The sequence below is a fragment of the Nocardia sp. CY15 genome, assembly GCF_009829295.1.
GTDB lineage: Bacteria > Actinomycetota > Actinomycetes > Mycobacteriales > Mycobacteriaceae > Nocardia > Nocardia sputi.
In genome coordinates this window covers 45,882-68,245 of sequence record NZ_VUOT01000004.1, presented here as the reverse complement: position 1 = coordinate 68,245, position 22,364 = coordinate 45,882, and the positions used below count along the sequence as shown (strand labels likewise).

The window sequence follows — 22,364 nt, the reverse complement described above, 5'->3', positions numbered from 1 at the left end:
TGAAAAGAGAACGCTTGAAATCGGCGACGCCAAACGACCGGTACCCGGCGGCGCTCCGGGGTGGGGATCCGGAGCGCCGGGACGGATACCGGTCGCAAACAGGCCGGGTAGCGCGGCCCCGACCCGCGATCAGCAGGCGAAGTCGATCAGAAACGCGTCGTTCAGCAGGCGATGGTCAGCTTCGCGCGGCGCGACGCGGTGGCGGCGCGTACGGCCGCGGCGATCGCGACGACCGGCGGCACCCAACGGGCCTCGGCGGGCGACACGCCCCAGCAGGCCGAACCGACCGAGAGCTGGGTGGGCGGCAGCGGGATGCCCGCGCCGTCGGTGTACACGGTGGCGCCGGCCTCGCGCAGCGCCTGCAACGCCATCTCGGCCTTGCGGACGCCGGTGACGAGGTGGATCTCGCGTCGCTCCGAGCCGGGAATCTCGATCACCGCGCCGGAGAGGTTGTTCGCCCGCAGAAAGCGGCGGACCTCGCCGGCCAGTTCGCCGGAGACCTCGATGCCGGACAGGTCGTCGTCGGTGATCAGGCTCAGACCGTTGGCCGTTTCGGCGACCGTCCACCCGCGCTGGTTGTAGTCCTGCGCAGCGGCGGTCAGCTCGGCCGCCGTGACGGAAGTCGGAAACGTGGTGCGCACTGTCTTCTCCATTCCCCGGTAGATCTCTGGGTCCTGCATTCATGGGTCGTATCGGCGGGGGCCGCCGCGAGCGTTACGCGAACTTCGGAAGAATTTCCGGAGTGTCGCCTACGTCTCATTTCCGAGGGGGTTCGTCCGCGTGCGGCCGGGCACTTCCAGGTGGCTCGTAATGGCTGCCACGCAGCTATATTCGGCCGCGAGCCGGACCGCTCGCTGTGCCGGAGCTGCGAGGCTGCTGTGGATGGTGTGATTGATGTTGCCGTTGCGAAAATTCCGGTCCCGTGCGCTTCCGGCTGGATCCGGTCGCCTCGGGCGAGGAGGATTCCGGCATGAGCGTCAGGCCTGGAGGCGGTAGTTCACGTCACCACGGAGGGCCCGCGCATGCCGAGGAGGACACAGCATGAGCGTCAGGCCCGGAGGCGGTAGTTCACGTCACCACGGAGGGCCCGCGCATGCCGAGGAGGACACAGCATGAGCGTCAGGCCCGGAGGCGGTAGTTCACGTCACCACGGAGGGCCCGCGCATGCCGAGGAGGACACAGCATGAGCGCCAGGCCCGGAGGAGGAGGACACGAGATGAGTGACGAATCCGACGGCATCGGTGCGCCCGTCGAGGGCCAGGCGGCGGACGCGGCGGAGTTCGAGGCCGAATCGCGCTGGCTCGCGTGGAAGGAGTCGGCGGCCGAGCGGCGGTCGGGGGCCGCCGCCGACGAAGAGGAGCACCCCGAGCCGTTCCGCAGCCCGCGCGCGTTCGTGCAGTGGAGCTCCGCGGCCGCGCGCGCCCTGGTGGACGTGCAGTTCCACCGCCCGGCGACCCGCACGCTCTTGCCGCTGGCCTACATCCTGGGGCTGGTGTTCGCCTTCGCCGTCCCCATCACGCTGACGGTTTCGGCGTGGCGGGTGTCCGCGGTGCTCGGCGTGCTCGCGGCGGTGCTCGGCGTGCCGCTCGGCCTGACCATCGCGGCCGCCGTCCGGCTGATGCTCGAGTTCCTGGTGAACGCCTCCCGCCTGGCGACCAGGGTGGAGCACATCAGCGAGCTGGCCGATGATCTGTTCCAGGCGTTGTCGGACGTGGCCGAGCCGGTCAACCAGTTGTCCGAAGACGTTCGGGCGGTGCAGTTCTGGCGCTTCCGCAAGCGAAACCCGCGCAGGTAGGGGACGAAAACGCGCCGTCCGGAAGTGTTTTGACTCGCTGGAGACAACGACCTGGCTGAGACACGCACAGTGACCAGTGTGAGTTTCACTGTCGACAATGCTGTTCGGATACCCGGCACATCCACCGTGGGTGTCCGGGAGGGTGGGTCGCGTCGCAGACCGGGCATGGTTCACGGTGCGGCCGGACAAGGGCGAAACAGGGGGGAAGCATGGCTTTACCGCAAGGGACGACCGGTTCGACCATGCCGAGGCGGCAGCTCGGCAGGCAACTACGCGATCTGCGCAATCGGGCCGGGATGACCACTCGGGTGGCCGCGCAGCAGCTGGAATGGTCGGAGGCGAAGATCTGGCGGATCGAGACCGGGCAGACCTCGCTGCGCGGCCTCGATGTCGAGGCGATGTGCAAGGTCTACGGCGCGCCGCCCGAACTGCTCGAACCGCTGCGCGCGTTGGCTCGCGACACGAAGGCCAAGGGATGGTGGACCTCCTACGGCGACGTGATCCCGGAAGGCTTCGACGTCTACATCGGGCTGGAACAGGCGGCCACCAGGCTGTTCACCTTCGAGAACGAACTCGTCCCCGGCCTGCTGCAGACCGAGGGCTACACCCGCGCGGTGTTCGCGGCGGCGTATCCGGAATTGTCCGCCGACGAGATCGACCGCAGGGTGGGGTTACGCCAGGCCCGGCAAGCACTGGTCACCCGCGCCGACGCGCCACTGCGCCTGGACGCGCTGATCGATGAGGCGGTGCTGCGACGGCGCATCGGCGACCCGGCGGTCGCCGCCGAGCAGCTCGACCACCTGCTCCGCATGGGCGAGTTGCCGAACATCCGGATCCGGCTGGTGCCGATGGACTGTGGCTATCACGACGGCTTGACCTCAGGCCGATTCGTCTTGCTGGAGTTCCCCGGAGTGCGTTCCGGTGAGCCGCCCGAACCGCCGGTGGTGTACGTCGAGGCGTTCACCGGGCCGGTGTATGTGGACAAAGAGCCTGAGATCGCGCGTTTCCGCAGGGCATTCGCGAGTATCGAGGCGGCGGCGGTCGACGCTCGCGCGGGCATCGAGAAGGCACGCGCGTCGCTGTGAACCGGACCTCTATCCGGCGCTGATCAGCACTTCGGCGGGCCCGGCAGATCCCAGGTATCGCTCAGCACGGCCCGGTGGGTGGGCACGGCCTGTTCATAGACCTCGCGGCCCTTCTCGGTGAGGCAGACGAACACGGCGCGACGGTCTTGCGCGCACATGGTGCGCCGGACGAGACCGTCGCGCTCCAATCGGGCGACGGCCCGCGACAGCGCGCTCTGGCTGAGGTGGATGTCGCCGGCCAGATCGCTCATCCGGTAATCGCCGCAGTTCGCGTCGACCAGCCGATCCAGAGTCTCGAATTCGCTCAGCCCGATGGAATGACCGTTCTGCAGCGCCTTCTCGAGCGCGCAACTCACCGCCGCGTGCCGGTCGAGCAGCTCCCGCCACTCCCCAACCAGCCCGGTGGGCGCGGCAGCGCCCCGGGCCGTTTTCACGGTGGTCGGCTTCGACATGGCCCCATCTTAGTGGGCACGCCATGTTCATGCAACTGCATCTTATGTGTTGGCATTTAATGCGCACGCATGTAATCTTCCCCGCATGACTTCACCGGCAACGCTCTCGGCCGCGCAGGCGACCGATCCGACCAGATGGTCAGCCCGGCTTTGGGGCATGCTGATCACGCTGTGCATCGTGCTGTTCCTCGACGGCCTCGACGTTTCGATGATCGGCGTCGCCCTGCCGTCCATCGGCGCGGAACTCGATCTGTCCACGTCCACCCTGCAATGGCTGGTCAGCGGGTACGTGCTCGGTTACGGCGGTCTGCTGCTGCTCGGCGGCCGCACCGCCGACCTGCTCGGGCGGCGCAAGATCTTCCTGATCGCGCTCGCGGTCTTCGCGGTCGCGTCGCTGGCAGGCGGTCTGGTCAGCTCCGGCCCGCTGCTGATCCTCACCCGCTTCATCAAGGGCCTCGCCGCCGCGTTCACCGCGCCCACCGGCCTGTCCATCATCACCACCAACTTCGCCGAAGGACCGGCCAGGAACAAGGCGCTGTCCATCTACACGGTGTTCGGCGCGGGCGGCTACTCCATGGGCCTGCTGTTCGGCGGGCTGATGACCGGCGTCGGCTGGCGCTGGACGTTCCTGCTGCCGGTGCCGATCGCGGTCGCCGCGCTGGTCGCCGCCTACGTGCTGGTGCCCAAAGACAAGCCCGCCGAGGAAGGCGGACACGACCTGCTGGGGGCGCTGCTGTCCACCGCGGCCATGCTGCTGCTTGTCTACACGGTGGTGGCCGCGCCGGAAGCCGGATGGGCGTCGGCGCGCACCATCGGCTCGTTCCTCGCGGTCGTCGCGCTCTTCGCCGGATTCGTCGCGGTGGAGAAGCGGGTGCGCTACCCGCTGGTGCGCCTCGGGATCCTGCGCAAGTCCTCGCTGGTCCGCGCCAGTCTCGCGATCGTCGCGGTGGCGGGCTCCTACTTCAGCTGGCAGTTCATCGTCACCCTCTACATGCAGGACACCCTCGGCTGGTCGCCGCTGAAGCTGGCGATGGCGCTGCTCCCGGTCGGTCTGCTGGTCGTGCTGTCGGCGTTCTTCTCCGACAAGCTCGTGGATCGTTTCGGCACCGGGCCGGTGATCGCGGTCACCATGGTCGTGATGGCCGTCGGCTACCTGCTGTTCCTGCGGCTGGACACCGCGCCCTCCTACCTGACGATGCTGCTGCCCGCCGTGCTGCTCATCGGCATCGGCTGGGTCGGTTTCCCCGCCATCAACATCCAGGCCACCAACGGCATCGATGACGATGAGCAGGGCCTCGCGGCCGGGGTGTTGCAGACGTCCATGCAGGTCGGCGCGGCCATCGTGCTGGCGGTGACCACCGCAATCATCGCCTCCGGCGCGCACGCCGACATCTCCGCCGCCGGGATGCTCGACACCTACCGCCCGGGCCTGGAGTTCGCCGCGGGCGTGTCCATCGTCGGCGCGCTCGTCGCCCTGCTCGCCTTCACGCCGCGGTCGCGCGGCCGGGAGCGGGCGGCGGAGGAGACGAAGGAGCTGGAACTCGTCAGCTGACCGTCGTACCGGTCGCCGAGCGCCGTCACCACACCGGGTGGCGGCGCTCGGCGCTGTCTCGCAGTCGCTCTGCCGGTGCGGGTTTCGACCGGCTATGTCCGCTGTGCCGTCAGCGGCTCAGGAAAATGGCGGCGCGACAGTGTCTTTCGCGGAGCGGACGAAGGTGAGTTCACGGCCGTCCCGCCCCACCCGCGGCCACTCGATGCTCAGCGTGGGGTCGAACGCATCGATGTTGTGGTCGAACTCGGGCTGATATTCCAGGGAGCACAGGTAGGTGACCGTCGATCCGTCTTCCAGGGACAGGATCGCGTGGCCGAGTCCTTCGGACAGGAACACCGAGCGGCGGTCGACGTCGTCGAGCAGCACGCTGTCCCAGCGCCCGTAGGTCGGCGAGCCGCGGCGCAGATCCACGACCACGTCGAGGAACGCGCCGCGCACACAGGTCACGTACTTGGCCTGACCCGGCGGGTCCTCGGTGTAGTGGATGCCGCGCAGCACCCCGGCCGCCGACACCGAACAGTTCACCTGCCGCAGGTCGAACGGCCGCCCCGTCGCCTTCTCGAACTCCGAGGCCTTGAACCCTTCGAGGAACATGCCGCGATCGTCACCGTGCTGGCGCGGAGTGATCACCCACGCGCCGGGCACCGCGAGTTCCCGGAATTCCATGCTCACCAGTCCCGTCCGCGTTCGAGCAGATCGAGCAGGTAGCGGCCGTAACCGGAACGGACCATCGGTTCGGCGAGCCTGCACAACTGATCGTCGTCTATGAAGCCCATCCGCCAGGCCACCTCCTCGGGCACGCCGATCTTCAGGCCCTGCCGCTCCTCGATGGTGCGCACGTAATTGGCCGCGTCGAGCAGGGAATCGAAGGTGCCGGTGTCCAGCCAGGCGGTGCCGCGGGCGAGCACGTCCACACTCAGCCGATCCTGCTCCAGGTAGGCGCGATTGATGTCGGTGATCTCGTACTCGCCCCGCGCCGACGGACGTAGCGAACGGGCGATCTCCACCACGTCGTTGTCGTAGAAGTACAGGCCCGGAATGGCGTAGTTCGACCGCGGGACCTTCGGCTTCTCTTCGATCGACACCGCGCGTCCCTCGGTGAACTCCACGACGCCGTAGGCGGTCGGGTCGGACACCCAGTAGGCGAACACCGCGCCGCCGTCGATCCCGTGGAAGCGATTGAGACTGGTGCCCAGGCCGGGGCCGTGAAAGATGTTGTCGCCGAGTACCAACGCCGCGCAATCACCGCCGATGTGGTCGGCTCCGAGGACGAAGGCCCTGGCCAGGCCGTCCGGCTCCGGCTGGATGACGTAGCTCAGCGACAGCCCGAGCTGGGCGCCGTCGCCGAGCAGCCGCCGGAACGCCGCTGCGTCCTCGGGGGTGGTGATCACCAGGATGTCCCTGATCCCCGCGAGCATCAGCGTGGAAAGGGGGTAGTAGACCATCGGTTTGTCGTAGACCGGGACCAGCTGCTTGCTCACCCCGCGCGTGATCGGGTGCAACCGGGAGCCGGTGCCGCCCGCCAAGATGATTCCGCGCATGCATGGAGTCTGCCAGTTTCACGGCGCCGGGATTCGGTGAGGTTCCGAGTAGTCCTCGATTCGGTCACGATCGTTTCGCTTCCGGGGGTATCGAGCGATTCTGTTGCGTAGGTCACGGTGCGCGTGGTGTTCTGAAAAGACACTGCGTGAGATGTCAGCGCCGACAGCTCGCCTGGGCGACCTCGGTCCGGTCGTGATTCGGCGCGCCAGTTGTTAGGTAGGTGCGCGATGGCGAGCAGAGACGGCGAGCCCGGCGTGGTGATGAATCCAGAAGGCCCCAGCGCGCAATCGCGCTTGCTGCTGGCCGCCTGCATGGGCGTGGTGCGGCCGATGCTGCGGACGCTGCCGGTCACCAGGGCGACCATTCCGTTCGGCGCCGCCACGGTGGACGGGCTGGCGCGATTGCGTCCGCAGCCGCAGGGCATCGATCGAGAACAGGTGACGCTGCACGGTCTGCGCTTGGAGATCCTTCGCCCGGCCGGTGCGGCGCGTGCGCTACGCCACGGCGCGGTGCTCTACATGCACGGCGGCGGCTTCGCGATCTGCAGTACCCGCAGCCACCGGCCGATCGCCGCGAGCCTGGCCCGCCGCACCGGGCTGCCAGTGATCAACGTCGAGTACCGCCAGTTGCCCGGCACGCGCATCACCCACTCGGTGCACGACTGCCTGGCCGCCTACCGCTGGCTGCTGCGCCATGGCGCGGATCCGGCGCGGATCGTCTTCGCGGGCGACTCGGCGGGCGGATACCTCACCTTCGCGACGGCGCTGCTGGCCCTGGAGTCGGGACTGCCCGCGCCGGCCGGGTTGGTCGGCCTGAGCCCGCTGCTCGACCTGGACTACGCGGCGAAGCGGGACTACGTGAATGTTTCGCGAGACCCGTACATCCCGTTGTCGGCGTTGCAAGCGGTGGTGCGCATCGGCGCCGAGGTCGACGGGTTGCTCGATCCGAGTCTTTCGCCGGTCAACGCGACGCTGTCCGCGCTTCCGCCCGTGCTGCTGGTCGCGGCGGAGGACGAGGTGCTCCGGTTCGATTCCGAGTTGATGGCGCAGCGGCTCACCGCCGCGGGCGTGCCGAACGCGCTGGAGCTGTGGCGCGGCCAGGTCCACGCCTTCATGAGCATCGCGCCGGGCCTGCAGGAGAGCAGGGCGGCGTTGGCGCGGGTCTCGCGTTTCGTGCGGGCCCGCGTCGCGGACGACCAACAGGCACGAACGGCTTGACCGTTCGGCCTTTCGAGGCGAGCCTCGCCCCGCATCGCGCCGGGACGGGGCTCGCGTCCTGTCCAAGGTGCGCCGTTCGGCGCGTGCGCCCAGGGCACTCTGGATTCGGATCGATGTTATCTGTTCTTGATAGTGCAGGTCAGCCCGGGGAAAATCAATAAGTTCCATTTTGTTCAGCGAGTGTTCACCTTCGGGCCAGCGATAGGAATAACGGAGCCCCGCCCGCGTGATAACGCGGACGGGGCTTCCGTTTTCGAATTCAGTTGTGTGCGTTCAGCCGATGCTTACTTGGCGGGCGTGAACGGCTGGTTGATCGTGGTGAAGTACTGGATCGCCGCACCGATCGCGACCGGGGCGGTGATCAGCAGCTGGCCCGCCAGGGTGCCGAGCGCGCCGATGGCGAGGATGCCGCCGAGGCAGCCGATGGCGGCGGCCGGGATGAACGGGCCGAACAGGCCGATGATGGTCGCCGAGGCAACGGTGGCGCCGGCGATGCCGCCGAGCACGCAACCGACGGCGCCGCCGCCGATGCCGCCGACCAGGGTGCCGATGGCGGCACCGGTGGAGATGGTGTCCTTCAAGCGGTTGAACGCGGCGACCTCACGGTCGTACTCGCTCTTCCACGGCGCCTTGTCCTCGAACGGGAGGGCGACCGGCTTGTAAGTCGCGTGCGCCAGGTCGAACTGCGGGGTCAGGGTGGCGGTGCGGTCCGCGATCTCGGCAGCGATCGGGAACTCGAACTCGTCCACCCGGAAGGTCAGCGGCATGCCGGTGAGGACATCACCGTTGGCGGCCTTGACCTTGAAGACACCATCCTCCACGACCATGGAACCGGCATCGGTCGAGATGATGGACTGGGTGTCGGTGGTCTGCGCGGTGAAGTTCACCGCGCCGTTTTCGGCTTCGGCGGCCGGAGCCGCGTTCACGGTGCCGGCGGTGACGCCGAGGGCCGCGATCAGCAGTGCCGACGTCGCGGCGAATTTCCTCATCAGCATTTGTTTGGAACCTCGATGTGAAAGCGTTCGGAGGGGACTAGATGAGCAAAATCTAGACCAGCTAACGAGTGGTGAACCCGTTGTGACTATTTATTCAAATTTTGTTCACCGCCGTGACTCACGACATGGTGGGGTCGCGGAAATGTGGGGGCTGACCGGGGATTTCCAGAAATAGACCGCTCCGCGCGTTCCAGCCTCTGGGAACAAGGTGAGACGAAGGTCACAGTTGGAAAACCTGGTGGGCCTTCCGCCGCACCGGTTCCCGAGTCCGTCGTCGGGGCGACCCGGCCCCACGTACAGTCATGGGGTGCGATTGCTCGTCACCGGCGGCGCCGGGTTCATCGGCGCGAACTTCGTCCAGCAGGTCGTGTCCGACCATCCGGATACGACCGTCATCGTCCTGGATGCCCTGACCTACGCGGGGAACCGGGTCTCGCTGGGGCCGGTGGCCGACCGCATCGACTTCGTGCACGGTGACATCGCCGACCTCGACCTGGTGGACGAACTGGTCAGCGGGGTCGACGCGGTGGTGCATTTCGCCGCGGAGTCGCACAACGACAACTCCCTCGCCGAGCCGTGGCCGTTCGTACAGACCAACATCATCGGCACTTACTCCTTGCTGCAAGCCGTGCGCAGGCACGATGTGCGCTACCACCACGTGTCGACCGACGAGGTCTACGGCGACCTCGCCCCGGACGACCCGGCGTTCACCGAGACCACGCCGTACAACCCGTCCAGCCCCTACTCGGCCACCAAAGCCTCGAGCGATCTGCTGGTGCGCGCGTGGACCCGCTCGTTCGGCGTGCGGGCCACGATCTCCAACTGCAGTAACAACTACGGGCCCTATCAGCACGTGGAGAAGTTCATTCCGCGCCAGATCACGAACTTGATCGATGGCGTGCGTCCTCGGCTCTACGGGGCGGGGCACCAGGTACGCGACTGGATCCACGTCGACGACCACAACCGCGCCGTGTGGGAGATCCTGCGCCGCGGCCGGATCGGGCAGACCTATCTGATCGGCGCCGACGGCCAGCTCGACAACAAGTCCGTGGTGCGGATGATCCTCACGGAATTCGGCCGCGACCCCGACGATTTCGACCACGTGACCGACCGGCCCGGCCACGACCAGCGCTACGCCATCGACGCCACACTGCTGCGTTCCGAACTCGGTTGGCGGCCCCGGTACGCGGACTTCCGCGCCGGCTTGGCGGCGACCATCCGGTGGTACCGGGACAACGAAGCCTGGTGGCGCCCATACAAGGCCGACACCGAGCGCGCCTATCTCGCGGCAGGCGAGCGGACGCTCAGCACGGCGGGCGACTGAACGACAGTGGCGCCCCGGGGACCAGCCCCGGAGCGCCACTGTCGAATTCTCCTGCCGCTCAGCCCCACACGATGGTGTAGTACTTCGCCGCCGCCGCGACCAGCGCCACACTCGTCGCCACCAGTACGGTGACGGCCGGGCCCAGCGCGGGGGTCTTCCCCGCGGAATCGGTGAGCCGCAACGGCATCCAGCGCAGCAGCACCGCGAGCGCGACGATCGCCAGGGGCACGAAATAGCGGCCCTGCACGCCGTCGACGATGTAGTAGCCGACCGGCGTGAACGACATGTAGAGGGTCACGTAGATCATCGCGACGCTCGCGGCCATGGTGAGCGCGACGATCAGGGTGCGGCGGAAGGCCGGAGCGGTCATCCGTTCGGCGATGCCGATGCTCACCGCGAACGCCAGCAGGCAGGCCAGCATGGAGAGGGCGGGCACGTCGACGTAGGCGAAGCCGAGTTCCCCGAAGAACTGACTGAACCAGCGCTGGTCACGCAGCGCGATGCTCTCGCCGAACACGTGCGCGAACTCCGGTGGATCGCGCAGGATGCCGCTGAGCTGGTCGCCCGGACGCACCGAGTGCCACTGGTGCTGCGGCCGCATCAGGCCCATGCCGTCGCCGGTCGGCGCCGCGATCTTCATCCACACCGCGAAGGCGAGCGCGCCGGTCGCGGCGAACGCCCACGGGATCCCGCGCCGCCAGCCACTGAACCCGAACCGATCGGCGGGCACCAGGGCCACCAGCAGCGCGAGCAGCACGTAGGTCGGCTTGCTCACCGGCAGCAGGATCGTCGCGGCCAACAGCGCGCCGATCTCGACCCGGTTCAGTCGCTCGCCGAGGAACATGGCTTTCACCAGCAGCGCGGAGACCATGATGGCCAGCGCGTTGGTCATCGTGTCGGCGGTCACCGTGCCCGCTTGGAACACCGCGATCGGCAGCGCCGCGACGGTGAACGCCAGCCATTGCACCCGGTGGGCGCGCAACGCGTACAGCCCGAACCCGACCACCGCGAGGTAGGCCACCAGCCCGGCGAGGCGGGTGAGCAGGAGCAGGCCGCCCACGTCGAGTCCGAAGAGCTCGCCGAGGCGGATGCCGATAGCGGCCGGGATGTAAGGGACCGGCGAGTAGGCGGCGGTATTGGTGAACCAGACCGGTTCGGTGGCGTCCGAGACCGCGGCTCCGGTCAACTGGTCGTAGCGGCCGGGGTCGCCCACCATGGGGTCGGGCTCGTCCGGGTTGGTGGTGTAGTCCTTCAGCGCGTAGCCCATGAGCACGGTGATGCTGGACGGGACATCGCCGCCGTAGGCGACACCACGATCGTCGTGGATCCGCTGGGGCAGCAATCCGCCGTGCGCGACTTGGTAGGCCCGGCCGAACTGCGTGATCTCGTCATGACCCCAGAACGGCGGGGTGAGGACGGTGAACAGCGCGCCGAAGATCGTTGCCAGCAGGGTGAAGGCGATCGTCGCCCCGCCTAGTCGCGTCACCATTCGGTGTGCGAAACCTCGGGCCGCCCGGTCCGTGCCGGTGGCCTTCGCGGCCTCGGCGTCCACCGCCGGTAGCGGTGCGGTGTCGGTCGCGGGTAGCGGTGCGGTGTCCGCGGGCTCGTTCAGATCCTTGTCCGGCGTCGCGGTCGGATCCGCCGAGGTCGTCAACGCAGGGCTCCGCCGTCACGGGCAGCAGCGCCGTCGCCGGAGGTGCGGAAGTCCTCCGCGCCCACCGCGGCGTAGCGCAGGTAGACCAGGCGCGCGGCCTCGTGACGGGAACGGCGGATGCCGTCGAGGATCAGGCCCGCGGTCCACGCGAGGCTGCCGAGCAGCAACAGCGTGAAACCGAGGAACAGCGTCGGGAATCGCGGCACCTCGTGGGTGTTGTAGAACTCGACGACGATCGGAATGGTCAGGATGATCGACACCAGCCAGCTCAGCGTGCCGAACAAGCCGTAGAACGCGACCGGCCGCTCGTGCCGGGCCAGCCCGATGATCAGGGCGAGGATCTTGAACCCGTCGTGGTAGGTGCGCAGTTTGCTCTCGCTGCCCGCCGGGCGATCGCGGAAGCCGACCGGAACGGCGGTCTGCGGCACCCGCAGGTGCAACGAATGCACGGTGAGCTCGGTCTCGATCTCGAACTCGCGCGACACGGCGGGGAAGCTCTTGACGAACCGCCGGGAGAACACCCGGAAGCCGGAGAGCATGTCTTCGACGTTGTCGCCGAACACCTTTCCGACCACGCCGTTGAGCACCTTGTTGCCGGTCTCGTGTCCCGTGCGGTAGGCCGAGGCGCCTTCGTCCTGCTTGCGCACCCCGAGCACGTGGTCGTAGGGGCCGTCCAGCAGCGTCTTGATCATCAGCGGCGCGGCGGAGGCCTCGTAGGTGTCGTCGCCGTCGATCATCAAGTACACGTCGGCCTCGATGTCGGCGAAGGCGCGGCGCACCACATTGCCCTTGCCCTTGGTGTGTTCGTGCCGCACGATCGCCCCGGCCTCACGGGCCCGTTCGGCGGTCTTGTCCGTGCTCAGATTGTCGTAGACGTAGACGACGATTCCCGGCACAGCGGCCTGCAGATCGGCTACGACCTTGGCGACCGAAGCCTCTTCGTTGTGACACGGAACCACGGCGGCAATACGGAGCTCGGTGGAGTCCACCCGGGTCAATCCTCGCGATCGGTGGTGAATGTGGGAACACGGGGAGGGTACAGGCAACTCACAGCTCGTGCGTGGCCGACCTCACCGCGCGCGGGAGCGGAATTCACCCTCGCGGGCGGTTCCCCGAGCCTGCGGTACCGTCGGGCGGTGCCATCCAGTGAGTCCACCGCACCCGCGGGCGAGCCAGTCACGCAGGAGACCGCAACGGTCCTTCGCAAGGTGCTCACCGCGCTGCGCAGAGGCGGCGCTTTCCTGGTGGTCGGCGCGATCGGTTTCCTGGTCGACGCGGGCACGTACAACCTCCTGGTCTTCTGGGGTGGCGAGGGCGTGCTCTATCACTACCCACTCCCGGCCAAGATCATCGCGATCGCGGTGGCGACGGTGGTGACCTATTTCGGTAACAAGTGGTGGACCTTCGCGCACAAACAGACCGACAATCCCGGGCGCGAATACCTGTTGTACGCCGTGTTCAACGTGGTCGCGATCGGCCTGCAACTGGGCTGTCTCGGCTTCTCCCGGTACGTGCTCGACCTGTCCAGCCCGCTGTCGGACAACATCTCCGGTACGTTGATCGGGCAGATCGTGGCCGTGGTGTTCCGGTACTGGGCTTACGACAAGTTCGTCTTCACCGGGACGCGCGCAGGCACGGGCAGCGCCACCGAAAACGAATCGGCGAACGTTTAGCAATTGTTCGAGCACACGTCGGCGTGGCTGTACGGCGGGCAAGCGCAGAGGGCGGTTGATATCCTCACCCCCGCCGTGAAGGCATCGAGGGGCGTGTCTGTCCCGTCCGGCACAATGAGAATTTCGAGGATTTCATGGATCAGTCGGCTATCGAGGCCGTTACCGAAACAAACGATCGCTCGACGGCCGCTGAGGCGCCTGCCGCGCTGCGGGCCGACCATCGGGCGCCGGACCGGCTAGTGCTGCAGCGCGGTATCTTCACCGGTCCGTCGGCGCGAGTGAGCGACGAGCTGTACGCCGTCGTGAAGGGCGGCGCGCACCGGGAACGCCTCACACTGAGATTGGACAAGGGCGCGACCGCGCACACGAACACCTACTTCGGCCGGTTCGCCGCCAGCTACTGGCAGCGCTGGACCACGGTCACCGAAGTACGGGTCACCATGGTGCTCGACGTGGTCGCCAAGGCGAAGATCCGCCTGGTGGCCTCCGACATCGCGGGCCACCGCAGAATCATCGACAACGCCCGGGTCGACGCGAGCGGCTCGGTGACGCTGAGCGCCCCGCTCGACCAGTACGTCGACGGCGGCGCGCTGTGGCTGGAGTTCGACGCCATCGGCGGCGCGCTCGGCATCGCGGAGCTGACCTGGACCGCCGTCGCGCCGGAGCGCGTTCGCCCGGTCGCCATCGCGATCTGCACCTTCAACCGCGCGGCGGACTGCGCCGAGACGGTCGCGGCGCTCGCCTCCGACCCGACCGTGCTCGCCGCGATCGACGCGGTGTACGTGGTCGACCAAGGCACCGATCTGGTCGAGAACCGGCCGCGCTACCAGGAGGTCGTGCCGGTCTTCGAAGGAAAGCTGCGCTACCTGCGCCAGCCGAACCTCGGCGGGGCGGGCGGCTTCACCCGCGGGCTCTACGAGGTGTCCGCGGTCAACGAGCACGCCGACGTCATCCTGATGGACGACGACATCCTGTGCGAGCCGGAGACGGTGCTGCGCCTCAACGCGTTCGCCAACCTGACGGTCGAGCCGACGCTGGTCGGCGCGCAGATGCTGTTCCTGCTCAACCCCGACTACCTCAACGTCGGCGCGGAGGAGGTGCACCTGCACCGGCTGCGGCACGGCCAGAAGGTGCCGAAGGCGCTGCGCAACACGAGCATGCTGAAGAAGAACCAGGAACGCCGCGTGGACGCTGGCTACAACGCGTGGTGGACCTGCCTCATCCCGGCCGAGGTGGTCGCGAAGATCGGCCTGCCGATCCCGATCTTCTTCCAGTGGGACGACGTGGAGTACGGCGTCCGGGCGCGCGAGCACGGTTTCGTCACCGTCACGCTGCCCAACGCCGCGGTCTGGCACGCGGACTTCTACTGGAAGGATTACGACGACTGGGCGCGCTACTTCAGCACGCGCAACTCGCTGATCGTCGGTTCCATGCACGCGGAACTGGACGGGAAGGAGATCAGCCGAAAGCTGTTCCGGGAGATGTCCGAGCAGCTGGTGGCGATGCAGTACGGCTTGGTGCACACCACTTTGCAGGGCATCGAGGACTTCCTCGAGGGCCCGAAGGTGTTGCGGGACGGCGGTATCGAAGCGCTGGCCGCCGCGCGCACCAGCCGGGCCGACTACCCCGAGACGATCAAGCACCCCGCTGCGACGCCGCCGGTCCGCTCGGCGGACATCACCCTGCGTCGAGCCGGTGGGGAACCCAGCCGCGCGCTGCTGGTGCTGATCAAGCGCGCGATCAACCAGTGGCTGGGCCGCACCCAGCACGGCATCATCGGCGTCACCAGGGAAGACGCCTACTGGTGGCATGTCTCGCTGTTCGACCACGTGGTGGTCACCGACGCCTCGCAGTCCGGCGTCCGGGTGCGCAGGCGCGACAAGGCCCGCGCGATGCGGTTGCTGCGCCGCATGGTGCGCGTGCTGCGTCGTTTGCGCCGGGAACTGCCCGCCCTGCAGGCGCAGTACCGCGCCGCCATGCCGGAGCTCACCAGCCGGGAGAACTGGGAGCGGTTGTACGGGATCGAGAACTCCCGGCGCGACAGCTGATCGGCGTTGGTACGTGGGGGACGGGCTGACTTGCCCATTCCCCACTGTCGGCCGCCGTCGCGGCACCTGACTGCGGCCTGGAGGCGGTCAGAGGTCAGAGAAAGAGGTCGGTGGTGAGTTCGCCGTCGCCCGGGGTGACGCGGTACCTGTCCAGGTCGGTGATGCCGTGGGCGGCCAGGACCTCGTCATCGATATAGAAGTTGCCGCTGTTCTCCTTGCCGGGCGAGGTGAGCACCAGGTAGGCGGCGTCGGCGTAGATGTCGGGGGTGCGCGAGGTGGAGATCATCTCCTCGCCGCCGAGCAGGTTCTTCACCGCGGCGGTCGCGATGGTGGTGCGCGGCCACAGTGAGTTGACGCCGATGCCGTCGTTCTTCAGTTCCTCGGCCAGCCCCAGCGTGGTCAATGACATTCCGTACTTGGCGATGGTGTAACCCAGCGCCATGCCCGCCCACTTCGGGTCCAGGTTCAGCGGCGGGGACAGGGTGAGAATGTGCGGGTTGCGCCCCGCCTTCGCGGATTCGCGCAGATGCGGGATGCTCAGCTTGGACAGCAGGAAGCTGCCCCGGCAGTTGATGTCCTGCATCAAGTCGTACTTCTTCATCGGCAGCGCGTCCGTGGGGGACAAGTCGATCGCGGAGGCGTTGTTCACCACGATGTCGATGCCGCCGAAGCGCTCCACCGTCTGCCGGACCGCCTCGGCCACCGACTCGTCGATCCGGACGTCACCCACGAACGGCAGTACCTGCCCGCCCGCCGCCTCGAGTTCCGCGGCGGCGGTGTGGATGGTGCCGGGAAGCTTGGGATGCGGCTGATCGGTCTTCGCGATCAGCGTGATGTCGGCGCCGTCGGCCGCGGCCCGCTTGGCGATCTCCAGCCCGATGCCGCGGCTGCCGCCGGACATGATCATCGTCCGGCCCGCTAGCGGCTTGGATCCCGGTTCCGTCATGTGACCTGCTCCTTCGTTTCCGCCGCGGGCAGCAGCCGGCGGCTGTACGCGCTTGCAGACCAATCGTAAACCACCACCCTATGCAACCAGTTGCATAGGGTGTGCGAAGAGAGGGCACCGGCGCGCCGGTGCCCTCTCCGCGATTCAGATCGTGGCGATGATCAGGATGTTCAGCAGGAACATCACTGCGACCAATGCCCAGACGATGTACAGGAACAACATGCCCGGCGCCTTCTGCGGAACCGGTCCGATCGCGCCGTTGAGGAAGATCACCACCGGCGCTTTGTAGTAGAACCGCGTGGCCTGTCCCTCGGCGATCGGCACGGTCACATTCGCCGGACCCATGTCGAACAACCACGGGGTGGTGACCCGGACGTGATACTGGCCGGGCCCGACCGGGATGTGATTCGCGCCCCAGCGGGTGTTGGGCACGCGCTGGCCGTTGACCAGGATCTTCGGCTTGGTCAGCGCGAGCAGGAACGTCCAGATCGAGTACGAGGCATCGATGGTGATGCCGGGCGGGTCGGCGGGCTGGCCATAGCCCTGCTGCGGAGCGAACTGCTGGGGCTGGCCGTACGGTTGCGGCTGCCCGAACTGCTGGGGCTGACCGTATGGCTGCGGCTGGCCGTATTGCGGCGCGGGTTGTCCGTACGGCGGCTGCCCCAGCTGGGGTTGAGCGAGATGCGGTTGGCTCGGATGCTGCCCCGCGGGCGGCCCGTACTGCGCGGGCGCCTGCGGAGGCGGGTACTGGCCGACTGCCGGCTGCTGACCGAACGCCGGCTGCCCAGGCCATTGGCCGGGCTGCTGGCCGTGTGGCGGGTACCCGCCGGGTTGACTCATCTATCCCTCCCAGATAGCGAACGATGCGAGGGGCACCCTACCGTGCCCCCGCTCGATCAGCGTCGCGAGTTCTTCTCCCGGAACATCTTGCGGTGCTGCTTGGTGATGCCCCGCCAAGCCCGATCGCGTTCGGCTTGCAGCCGCTTGTCGGTGCGCGCCTGCATCCACTCGTTCTCCCGCGCCAGCTTGTTGTAACTGTCTAGCCTGCGCTGGGTGAGCTCGCCGTTGTCGATCGCCTCCCGCACCGCGCACCCCGGTTCGCCGCGGTGTGCGCAATCGCCGAAACGGCACTGAGCGGCAAGGGATTCGATGTCGCTGAAGGTCTTCTCGATCCCTTCGGTCGCGTCCCATAATCCGATACCGCGCAGCCCAGGGGTATCGATCAGCGTGCCGCCGCCGGGAAGGGGGCGCAACTCCCGGTGCACCGTGGTGTGCCTGCCCTTCTTGTCCACGTCGCGGACCGCGTTGGTGGCGAAGATCTCCGCGCCGAGCAGTGCGTTGGCGAGGGTCGACTTCCCAGCACCGGAGGGCCCGATCAAGGCGACGGTGCCCCCGAGCATCGCGGTGAGCACATCGAGGCCCGCGCCGGTGTTCGCGCTCACCTCGAGCACGGCCGCGCCGGGCGCGACGGCGCGCACCTCCTCGACCGGGACGTCATAGGCCGCGTCGGCTTTGGTGAGCACCACGATCGGCTGGGCATCGCTTTCCCAGACCACCGCGAGCATGCGTTCGATGCGGCCGAGGTCCACGTCGCCGTCGGCGGCGGTGCAGATCAGAACAGTGTCGACATTGGCGGCGAGCACCTGGCCCTGCGACCGGCCGGATACCGACGACCGCACGATCGCCGACCGGCGCGGGAGCAACCCGCGTACCGCCGAGGTGGCGTCGACGGTCACCCAGTCTCCGGTGCACAGCCCGCTGACCTCGGAATCCGGGCGCGGGCAGCGGGCGCGAGCGAGCCCGGTCGGCGTGGCCACGTCGCATTCACTGCGATCCATGCGGATCACTCGCGCGGGCACACAGCCTTCCTCGATCATCGAGGCGTACCGGGCGGAAACGGCTTCGGTCCAGCCGTAAGGGACGAGAAGGTCGTGGTCGACCATGATGGAAGGAATCCTTCGTCGGGCGCTGAACCCGACGAGGGGTTCAGCGAGCGGAGAATGAGCAGGAGTTTCGTGTGGCGGCATGACCGAGGTCAGCTCGCCAAGACACGACAAACCGAACGTTCCTCGACACGGTCCACACCTCCTTACTTCTCTCGCAGTGCACCAACTCTGGCACTCGCCCGCGCTCCGCACAACCGAATTTCCGTTCCATCTATCGGAACGTGCGCCTCGCACCCGCTGAGCCGATGGCAGGGACCGAGTGTGCGAGTCCACCGATCAGTCGGGCTTGCCGAACTGCTCGTGGCGACCGAGGGAGCGGAGGTGGAACCATTCCTTCAGGCCGGCCGGGTCGCGACGGGTGACCAGGAAGAACCAGGAGAAACGGATCCATTCCTGCGGCAGCAGTTTTCGCATGCCGGGCTGGGACATCAGGTAACCGCGGTTGCGGTAGGTGAAGTAGCGCTTCACCGGATCGTCGGGGTATTGCGTATGCATCCGGCCGCCGAGAATCGGCTTGAACTCGGCCGCGCCGTTGGGATGCAGATACGCCGTCTGCAGGCAGGTGCCGAACGGCAGCCCGGAACGCACCAGCCTGCGATGCACCTCCACCTCGTCGCCGCGCACGAACAGGCGCAGATCCGGCACGCCGATCACGTCGACCGCCTGCGCGGAGATGAGCGCGCCGTTGAACAGCGAGGCTATGCCGGGCAGGAAATCCTCGTCGCCGAGTTCCGACCGCAGCCGTCGCCAGACCACGCCGCGGCGCAGCGGGAAGGCGAGGCGGTCGGGTTCATCGATATCGCAGACCACGGGTGAGACCTCGACCAGGCCGTGCCGGTTCGCGCAGTCCAACAGGACCGACAGCACGTCGGGACCTTCGGGCCTGCCGTCGTCGTCGGCCAGCCACACCCAGTCCGCGCCCATGCTCAGCGCGTGCAGCATGCCGAGCGCGAATCCGCCCGCACCGCCGAGGTTGTGCGCCGAGCCCAGGTAGGTCGATTCCACCGGCTGGTCGCGCACCAGGTCGGCGACCTCCGGCTCGTTGCCGTTGTCGACCACGATCAGGTGATCCACCGGCCGGGACTGGGACGCGACGACCTTCAGCGACTCGGCGAGCAGTTCGCGGCGCTTGTGCGTGACGACGACGGCCACGATGCGCTGCTGCGAGTCCGGCTTCGGCGTCGCGGATTCCGTCGGGAGCGGGGCGGTGAGGTCGTCGAGTTCGACGCCCTCCTCCGGCGCGGAGCCGATCCGGGCTTGCGCCCCTTCGTCGATCGGGGTGTCCTGCCCGGTCGGCTCACTCATGCTGTCGCCTTTCGCTGCCGCCTCCGGGCCTGACCACTCATGCTGTGCCTGTTGTCGGCATGAGTGGGGCCCTGCGTGGTCGCCTTTCGCTGCCGCCTCCGGGCCTGACCACTCATGCTGTGCCTGTTGTCGGCATGAGTGGGGCCCTGCGTGGTCACACTTCGCTGCCGCCTCCGGGCCTGACCACTCATGCCTGGTTCCGCTCCAATTCTCGTTCGTTCGCCCCGGCCGCCGGCTCGGTCGAGGCGGCCCGTTCTGCTTCCATTTCGCGCAACACGGTCGCGACGTGATTCCCCGCCTCCGGCCCCTCATAGGCTCGCACCACTTCTTCGATGCCGCCACGCAGGCGGATCTGACCGTGATCGATCCACAGCGCCGTATCGCACAGCTGCGCGAGGAATTCGTTGGAATGGCTGGCGAAGACCAGGATGCCGGAACGCGCCACCAACGACTGCAACCGCAGCCGGGCCTTCTTCATGAATTCCGCGTCCACCGCGCCGATGCCCTCGTCGAGCAGCAGGATCTCCGGATCGATCGAGGTGACCACGCCCATGGCCAGGCGCACGCGCATACCGGTGGAATAGGTGCGCAGCGGCATGGACAGGTACTCGCCGAGCTCGGTGAAATCGGCGATCTCATCGATCTTCGCCAGCATCTGCTTGCGTGTCTGCCCGAGGAACAGGCCGCGGATGATGATGTTCTCGTAGCCGGAGATCTCCGGGTCCATGCCGACGCCGAGGTCGAACACCGGCGCGACCCGCCCGCGGATGCGCGCGCTGCCGCGCGAGGGTTCGTAGATGCCCGAAAGCAGGCGCAGCAGCGTCGATTTGCCCGCCCCGTTGTGGCCGACCAGGCCGACCCGGTCGCCTTCGCGCAGCGAGAGGTTGATCTCCCGCAGTGCCTCGACCACGACGACGTCGGACTTGTTGCGCCCGATCGCGCCGCCCGCCTTGCCGAGGAACGCCTTTTTCAACGACCGCGATTTGGCGTCGAAGATCGGGAATTCGACCCAGGCGTCCTGGGTTTCGATACTCACACGACTCATCGGGGCGCTCCTATACCCAGTACGGCACGCGCGAACGGTACTGCTTCATGGCGAAGATCGCCACGACCCAGCCCACCAGGGTGATCGCGCCGACGATCAGCCAATGCCGCAGTTCCTGAGGTTCGCCGAGCAGGGGCGCCCGGACGATTTCGAGATAGTGGAACGTCGGCACGATCTCGGCCAGTTTCGCGCGATCGCCGGTGCCGATCTGCGATTCCAGGGTCTTCGTCGTCCACATGACCGGAGTCAGCACGAAAAGCATCAGCGTGGTGCTGCCGAGAATCGGCGCGATATCGCGGTAGCGGGTGCTGAAAATGCCGAACACGATCGACACCCACATGGAATTCAGGAAGATCAGCACGATCGCCGGGATCGCCATCAGGCTGGCCACACCGAGATTGCGCCAGACGCCGAACGCGGCGAGCATCACCACGTAGATGACCATGTTGTGGGCGAAGAACAGCAGCTGCCGCCACACCAGCCGGTAGACGTGCACGCTCAGCGCGGAAGGGAGCTGTTTGATCAGGCCCTCGTTGGCGATGAAGACCTCCGAGCCCTCGAGGATGCTCGCCTGGATCACATTCCAGATGATCAACCCGACGGTCACGTAGGGCAGGTACTCGCGCAGCGGCTGGCCGAGCAGCGCCGCGTACAGCACGCCCATCGCGATGGCTTGCAGGCCGGTGGCGATGGTGATCCAGAACGGGCCGAGCACCGAGCGGCGGTAACGCTGCTTGATGTCCTGCCAGCCGAGCGAAAGCCACAGCTCACGCTGGGAGAATCCGCCCGCGAAGTCCTGGAACGCCCGCCGGAACGTCTGGGAGTCCGAGACGATCTTCGCCTCGGTGGCTCCGGAGTGCAGGGTCTGCGCCTGCGGCGCGGCCGCGCTCACCGGAGACTCCGGTGAGTCGTCGCCGGAACGCACCGTGTGCTCGGCCGAGGAGGTCGGCGAGCTGTCATCTGAACGCGCTTGGTCATCGGAACCAACTGAGCTCTCTTCAGGACGCACCGCACCCGGGTCGGAGACCGAGTCGGAGCGAGCGGCAGCGGCGGGCACGGTGCACGAGACTACCCCTGCGGCTTACGACCACCGTGTGGCACACCGCGTCGCCGGTCTCACAGGTACTGGCCGGAACCGCCGGTGACGTGGCCGGCCTGGCCGCCGCGCGGGTCGGCGGCGTGGATGCCGGGCGGCAACGCGCCCTGACGCATCTGTTCGAGCTGGGCGCGGGCCGCCATCTGCTGGGCGAACAGCGCGGTCTGGATGCCGTGGAACAGGCCCTCCAGCCAGCCGACCAGCTGGGCTTGGGCGATCCGCAGCTCGGCGTCGGTCGGGGCGGTGTCGTCGGTGAACGGCAGGGTGAGCCGCTCGAGCTCCTCCCGCAGTTCGGGGGCGAGCCCCTGCTCCAGCTCACGCACCGAGGACTTGTGGATCTCCTTGAGGCGAATGCGGCTGGCGTCGTCCAGGGGAGCGGCCCGTACCTCCTCCAGCAGCTGCTTGATCATCGTGCCGATCCGCATGACCTTCGCGGGCTGCTCGACCATGTCGGCGAGCGCTTCGCCGGAGTCGCCCCGGTCGTCCGACTTGTCCTTACTATCGTCGTCGGTCACCACCTGCGCGGTGAAGGGCGCATCCGATCCGGCTGCCGCCGGGATGGCCAACGGCCTGCCGTCGGGTCCGACAACGACGATGTGGTCCGGTGCCTCATCCGAGTGCGTCATGGTCCCTATCATGTCGTGTCCGGTCCGAACGCGCTAAGCCGGTGCTCCCGCGCCGGGCGTCGG

At 67.7% G+C, this 22,364-nt stretch carries 21 protein-coding genes; 7 read left to right on the top strand and 14 right to left on the bottom strand.

The genetic code is table 11. The features are described from left to right. Positions 1–161: 161 nt before the first annotated feature. The gene (locus GVY39_RS08255) at positions 162–680 is read right to left on the bottom strand and encodes a hypothetical protein (RefSeq protein ID WP_223519962.1); all 519 of its coding nucleotides are present in this window, start codon (positions 678–680) and stop codon (positions 162–164) included. A gap of 536 nt (positions 681–1,216) precedes the next feature. Here GVY39_RS08255 and GVY39_RS08250 point away from each other — a divergent pair. Together GVY39_RS08250 and GVY39_RS08245 are read left to right on the top strand one after the other, a co-directional pair. Beyond that, on the top strand, positions 1,217–1,795 hold the full coding sequence (locus GVY39_RS08250; protein ID WP_159922573.1) for a DUF4282 domain-containing protein: 579 nt from the start codon (positions 1,217–1,219) through the stop codon (positions 1,793–1,795). A 242-nt stretch (positions 1,796–2,037) separates the two neighbouring features. Further along, the gene (locus GVY39_RS08245; RefSeq protein ID WP_240679454.1) at positions 2,038–2,880 is read left to right on the top strand and encodes a helix-turn-helix transcriptional regulator; all 843 of its coding nucleotides are present in this window, start codon (positions 2,038–2,040) and stop codon (positions 2,878–2,880) included. 23 nt (positions 2,881–2,903) lie between these two features. Here the strand turns inward: GVY39_RS08245 and GVY39_RS08240 are convergent, their stop codons facing one another. After that, entirely contained in the window at positions 2,904–3,332 is a 429-nt protein-coding gene (locus tag GVY39_RS08240; RefSeq protein ID WP_159922577.1) for a MarR family winged helix-turn-helix transcriptional regulator, read from the bottom strand. Between the two features lie 85 nt (positions 3,333–3,417). Between GVY39_RS08240 and GVY39_RS08235 the strand changes: the two genes are divergently transcribed. Continuing rightward, positions 3,418–4,884, top strand: a complete 1,467-nt coding sequence (locus GVY39_RS08235) for an MFS transporter (RefSeq protein ID WP_159922579.1) — start codon at positions 3,418–3,420, stop codon at positions 4,882–4,884. Between the two features lie 117 nt (positions 4,885–5,001). Here GVY39_RS08235 and GVY39_RS08230 read toward each other — a convergent pair whose 3' ends face one another. After that, complete coding sequence (locus tag GVY39_RS08230) at positions 5,002–5,550, bottom strand: dTDP-4-dehydrorhamnose 3,5-epimerase family protein (protein ID WP_159922680.1); 549 nt, start codon at positions 5,548–5,550, stop codon at positions 5,002–5,004. Positions 5,551–5,552: 2 nt separating this feature from the next. After that, positions 5,553–6,425, bottom strand: coding sequence for a glucose-1-phosphate thymidylyltransferase RfbA (gene rfbA, locus GVY39_RS08225; protein ID WP_159922581.1), 873 nt, complete (start codon positions 6,423–6,425; stop codon positions 5,553–5,555). 228 nt (positions 6,426–6,653) lie between these two features. On the opposite strand from rfbA, the gene GVY39_RS08220 reads away from it, so the two are divergent. After that, positions 6,654–7,643, top strand: coding sequence for an alpha/beta hydrolase (locus GVY39_RS08220; protein ID WP_159922583.1), 990 nt, complete (start codon positions 6,654–6,656; stop codon positions 7,641–7,643). Between the two features lie 284 nt (positions 7,644–7,927). Here the strand turns inward: GVY39_RS08220 and GVY39_RS08215 are convergent, their stop codons facing one another. Beyond that, positions 7,928–8,638: a hypothetical protein gene (locus GVY39_RS08215; RefSeq protein WP_159922585.1), complete on the bottom strand. Its 711-nt coding sequence runs from the start codon at positions 8,636–8,638 to the stop codon at positions 7,928–7,930. Positions 8,639–8,945: 307 nt separating this feature from the next. On the opposite strand from GVY39_RS08215, the gene rfbB reads away from it, so the two are divergent. Then, entirely contained in the window at positions 8,946–9,962 is a 1,017-nt protein-coding gene (gene rfbB / locus GVY39_RS08210; protein WP_159922587.1) for a dTDP-glucose 4,6-dehydratase, read from the top strand. A gap of 58 nt (positions 9,963–10,020) precedes the next feature. Here the strand turns inward: rfbB and GVY39_RS08205 are convergent, their stop codons facing one another. After that, positions 10,021–11,616, bottom strand: coding sequence for a DUF2142 domain-containing protein (locus GVY39_RS08205; protein ID WP_159922589.1), 1,596 nt, complete (start codon positions 11,614–11,616; stop codon positions 10,021–10,023). Then, positions 11,613–12,605, bottom strand: a complete 993-nt coding sequence (locus GVY39_RS08200; RefSeq protein ID WP_159922591.1) for a glycosyltransferase — start codon at positions 12,603–12,605, stop codon at positions 11,613–11,615. The genes GVY39_RS08205 and GVY39_RS08200 overlap by 4 nt, the downstream gene beginning before the upstream one ends. Positions 12,606–12,752: 147 nt before the next feature. Between GVY39_RS08200 and GVY39_RS08195 the strand changes: the two genes are divergently transcribed. After that, a complete protein-coding gene (locus GVY39_RS08195) occupies positions 12,753–13,289 on the top strand; it encodes a GtrA family protein (RefSeq protein ID WP_159922593.1) in 537 nt (178 codons plus the stop codon). A gap of 134 nt (positions 13,290–13,423) precedes the next feature. Next, positions 13,424–15,337: a glycosyltransferase gene (locus GVY39_RS08190; protein ID WP_159922595.1), complete on the top strand. Its 1,914-nt coding sequence runs from the start codon at positions 13,424–13,426 to the stop codon at positions 15,335–15,337. Between the two features lie 94 nt (positions 15,338–15,431). Here GVY39_RS08190 and GVY39_RS08185 read toward each other — a convergent pair whose 3' ends face one another. The 7 genes from GVY39_RS08185 to GVY39_RS08155 form a co-directional block, all read right to left on the bottom strand. After that, a complete protein-coding gene (locus GVY39_RS08185; RefSeq protein ID WP_159922597.1) occupies positions 15,432–16,283 on the bottom strand; it encodes an NAD(P)-dependent oxidoreductase in 852 nt (283 codons plus the stop codon). 144 nt (positions 16,284–16,427) lie between these two features. After that, a complete protein-coding gene (locus tag GVY39_RS34300) occupies positions 16,428–17,123 on the bottom strand; it encodes a hypothetical protein (protein WP_223519974.1) in 696 nt (231 codons plus the stop codon). Between the two features lie 56 nt (positions 17,124–17,179). After that, on the bottom strand, positions 17,180–18,226 hold the full coding sequence (gene rsgA / locus GVY39_RS08175) for a ribosome small subunit-dependent GTPase A (protein WP_159922599.1): 1,047 nt from the start codon (positions 18,224–18,226) through the stop codon (positions 17,180–17,182). A gap of 279 nt (positions 18,227–18,505) precedes the next feature. Then, positions 18,506–19,534: a glycosyltransferase gene (locus GVY39_RS08170; protein WP_236565363.1), complete on the bottom strand. Its 1,029-nt coding sequence runs from the start codon at positions 19,532–19,534 to the stop codon at positions 18,506–18,508. A gap of 187 nt (positions 19,535–19,721) precedes the next feature. Beyond that, positions 19,722–20,579, bottom strand: a complete 858-nt coding sequence (locus GVY39_RS08165) for an ABC transporter ATP-binding protein (protein ID WP_159922601.1) — start codon at positions 20,577–20,579, stop codon at positions 19,722–19,724. A gap of 10 nt (positions 20,580–20,589) precedes the next feature. Beyond that, positions 20,590–21,471 (bottom strand): ABC transporter permease, encoded by an 882-nt coding sequence (locus GVY39_RS08160; protein WP_195069795.1) that lies wholly within the window; start codon positions 21,469–21,471, stop codon positions 20,590–20,592. 224 nt (positions 21,472–21,695) lie between these two features. Further along, a complete protein-coding gene (locus GVY39_RS08155) occupies positions 21,696–22,301 on the bottom strand; it encodes a bacterial proteasome activator family protein (RefSeq protein ID WP_159922603.1) in 606 nt (201 codons plus the stop codon). Positions 22,302–22,364: the final 63 nt, after the last annotated feature.

Bases quoted from the DNA above. Each gene is read 5' to 3' on its own strand.
- GVY39_RS08215 (WP_159922585.1), bottom strand. From the start codon at position 8,638: ATGCTGATGAGGAAATTCGCCGCGACGTCGGCACTGCTGATCGCGGCC.
- rfbA (WP_159922581.1), bottom strand. From the start codon at position 6,425: ATGCGCGGAATCATCTTGGCGGGCGGCACCGGCTCCCGGTTGCACCCG.
- GVY39_RS08255 (WP_223519962.1), bottom strand. From the start codon at position 680: ATGCAGGACCCAGAGATCTACCGGGGAATGGAGAAGACAGTGCGCACC.
- GVY39_RS08245 (WP_240679454.1), top strand. From the start codon at position 2,038: ATGCCGAGGCGGCAGCTCGGCAGGCAACTACGCGATCTGCGCAATCGG.
- GVY39_RS08235 (WP_159922579.1), top strand. From the start codon at position 3,418: ATGACTTCACCGGCAACGCTCTCGGCCGCGCAGGCGACCGATCCGACC.
- GVY39_RS08250 (WP_159922573.1), top strand. From the start codon at position 1,217: ATGAGTGACGAATCCGACGGCATCGGTGCGCCCGTCGAGGGCCAGGCG.
- rsgA (WP_159922599.1), bottom strand. From the start codon at position 18,226: ATGGTCGACCACGACCTTCTCGTCCCTTACGGCTGGACCGAAGCCGTT.
- GVY39_RS08170 (WP_236565363.1), bottom strand. From the start codon at position 19,534: ATGAGTGAGCCGACCGGGCAGGACACCCCGATCGACGAAGGGGCGCAA.
- GVY39_RS08190 (WP_159922595.1), top strand. From the start codon at position 13,424: ATGGATCAGTCGGCTATCGAGGCCGTTACCGAAACAAACGATCGCTCG.
- GVY39_RS08185 (WP_159922597.1), bottom strand. From the start codon at position 16,283: ATGACGGAACCGGGATCCAAGCCGCTAGCGGGCCGGACGATGATCATG.
- GVY39_RS08240 (WP_159922577.1), bottom strand. From the start codon at position 3,332: ATGTCGAAGCCGACCACCGTGAAAACGGCCCGGGGCGCTGCCGCGCCC.
- GVY39_RS34300 (WP_223519974.1), bottom strand. From the start codon at position 17,123: ATGAGTCAACCCGGCGGGTACCCGCCACACGGCCAGCAGCCCGGCCAA.
- GVY39_RS08165 (WP_159922601.1), bottom strand. From the start codon at position 20,579: ATGAGTCGTGTGAGTATCGAAACCCAGGACGCCTGGGTCGAATTCCCG.
- GVY39_RS08155 (WP_159922603.1), bottom strand. From the start codon at position 22,301: ATGACGCACTCGGATGAGGCACCGGACCACATCGTCGTTGTCGGACCC.
- GVY39_RS08220 (WP_159922583.1), top strand. From the start codon at position 6,654: ATGGCGAGCAGAGACGGCGAGCCCGGCGTGGTGATGAATCCAGAAGGC.
- GVY39_RS08230 (WP_159922680.1), bottom strand. From the start codon at position 5,550: ATGGAATTCCGGGAACTCGCGGTGCCCGGCGCGTGGGTGATCACTCCG.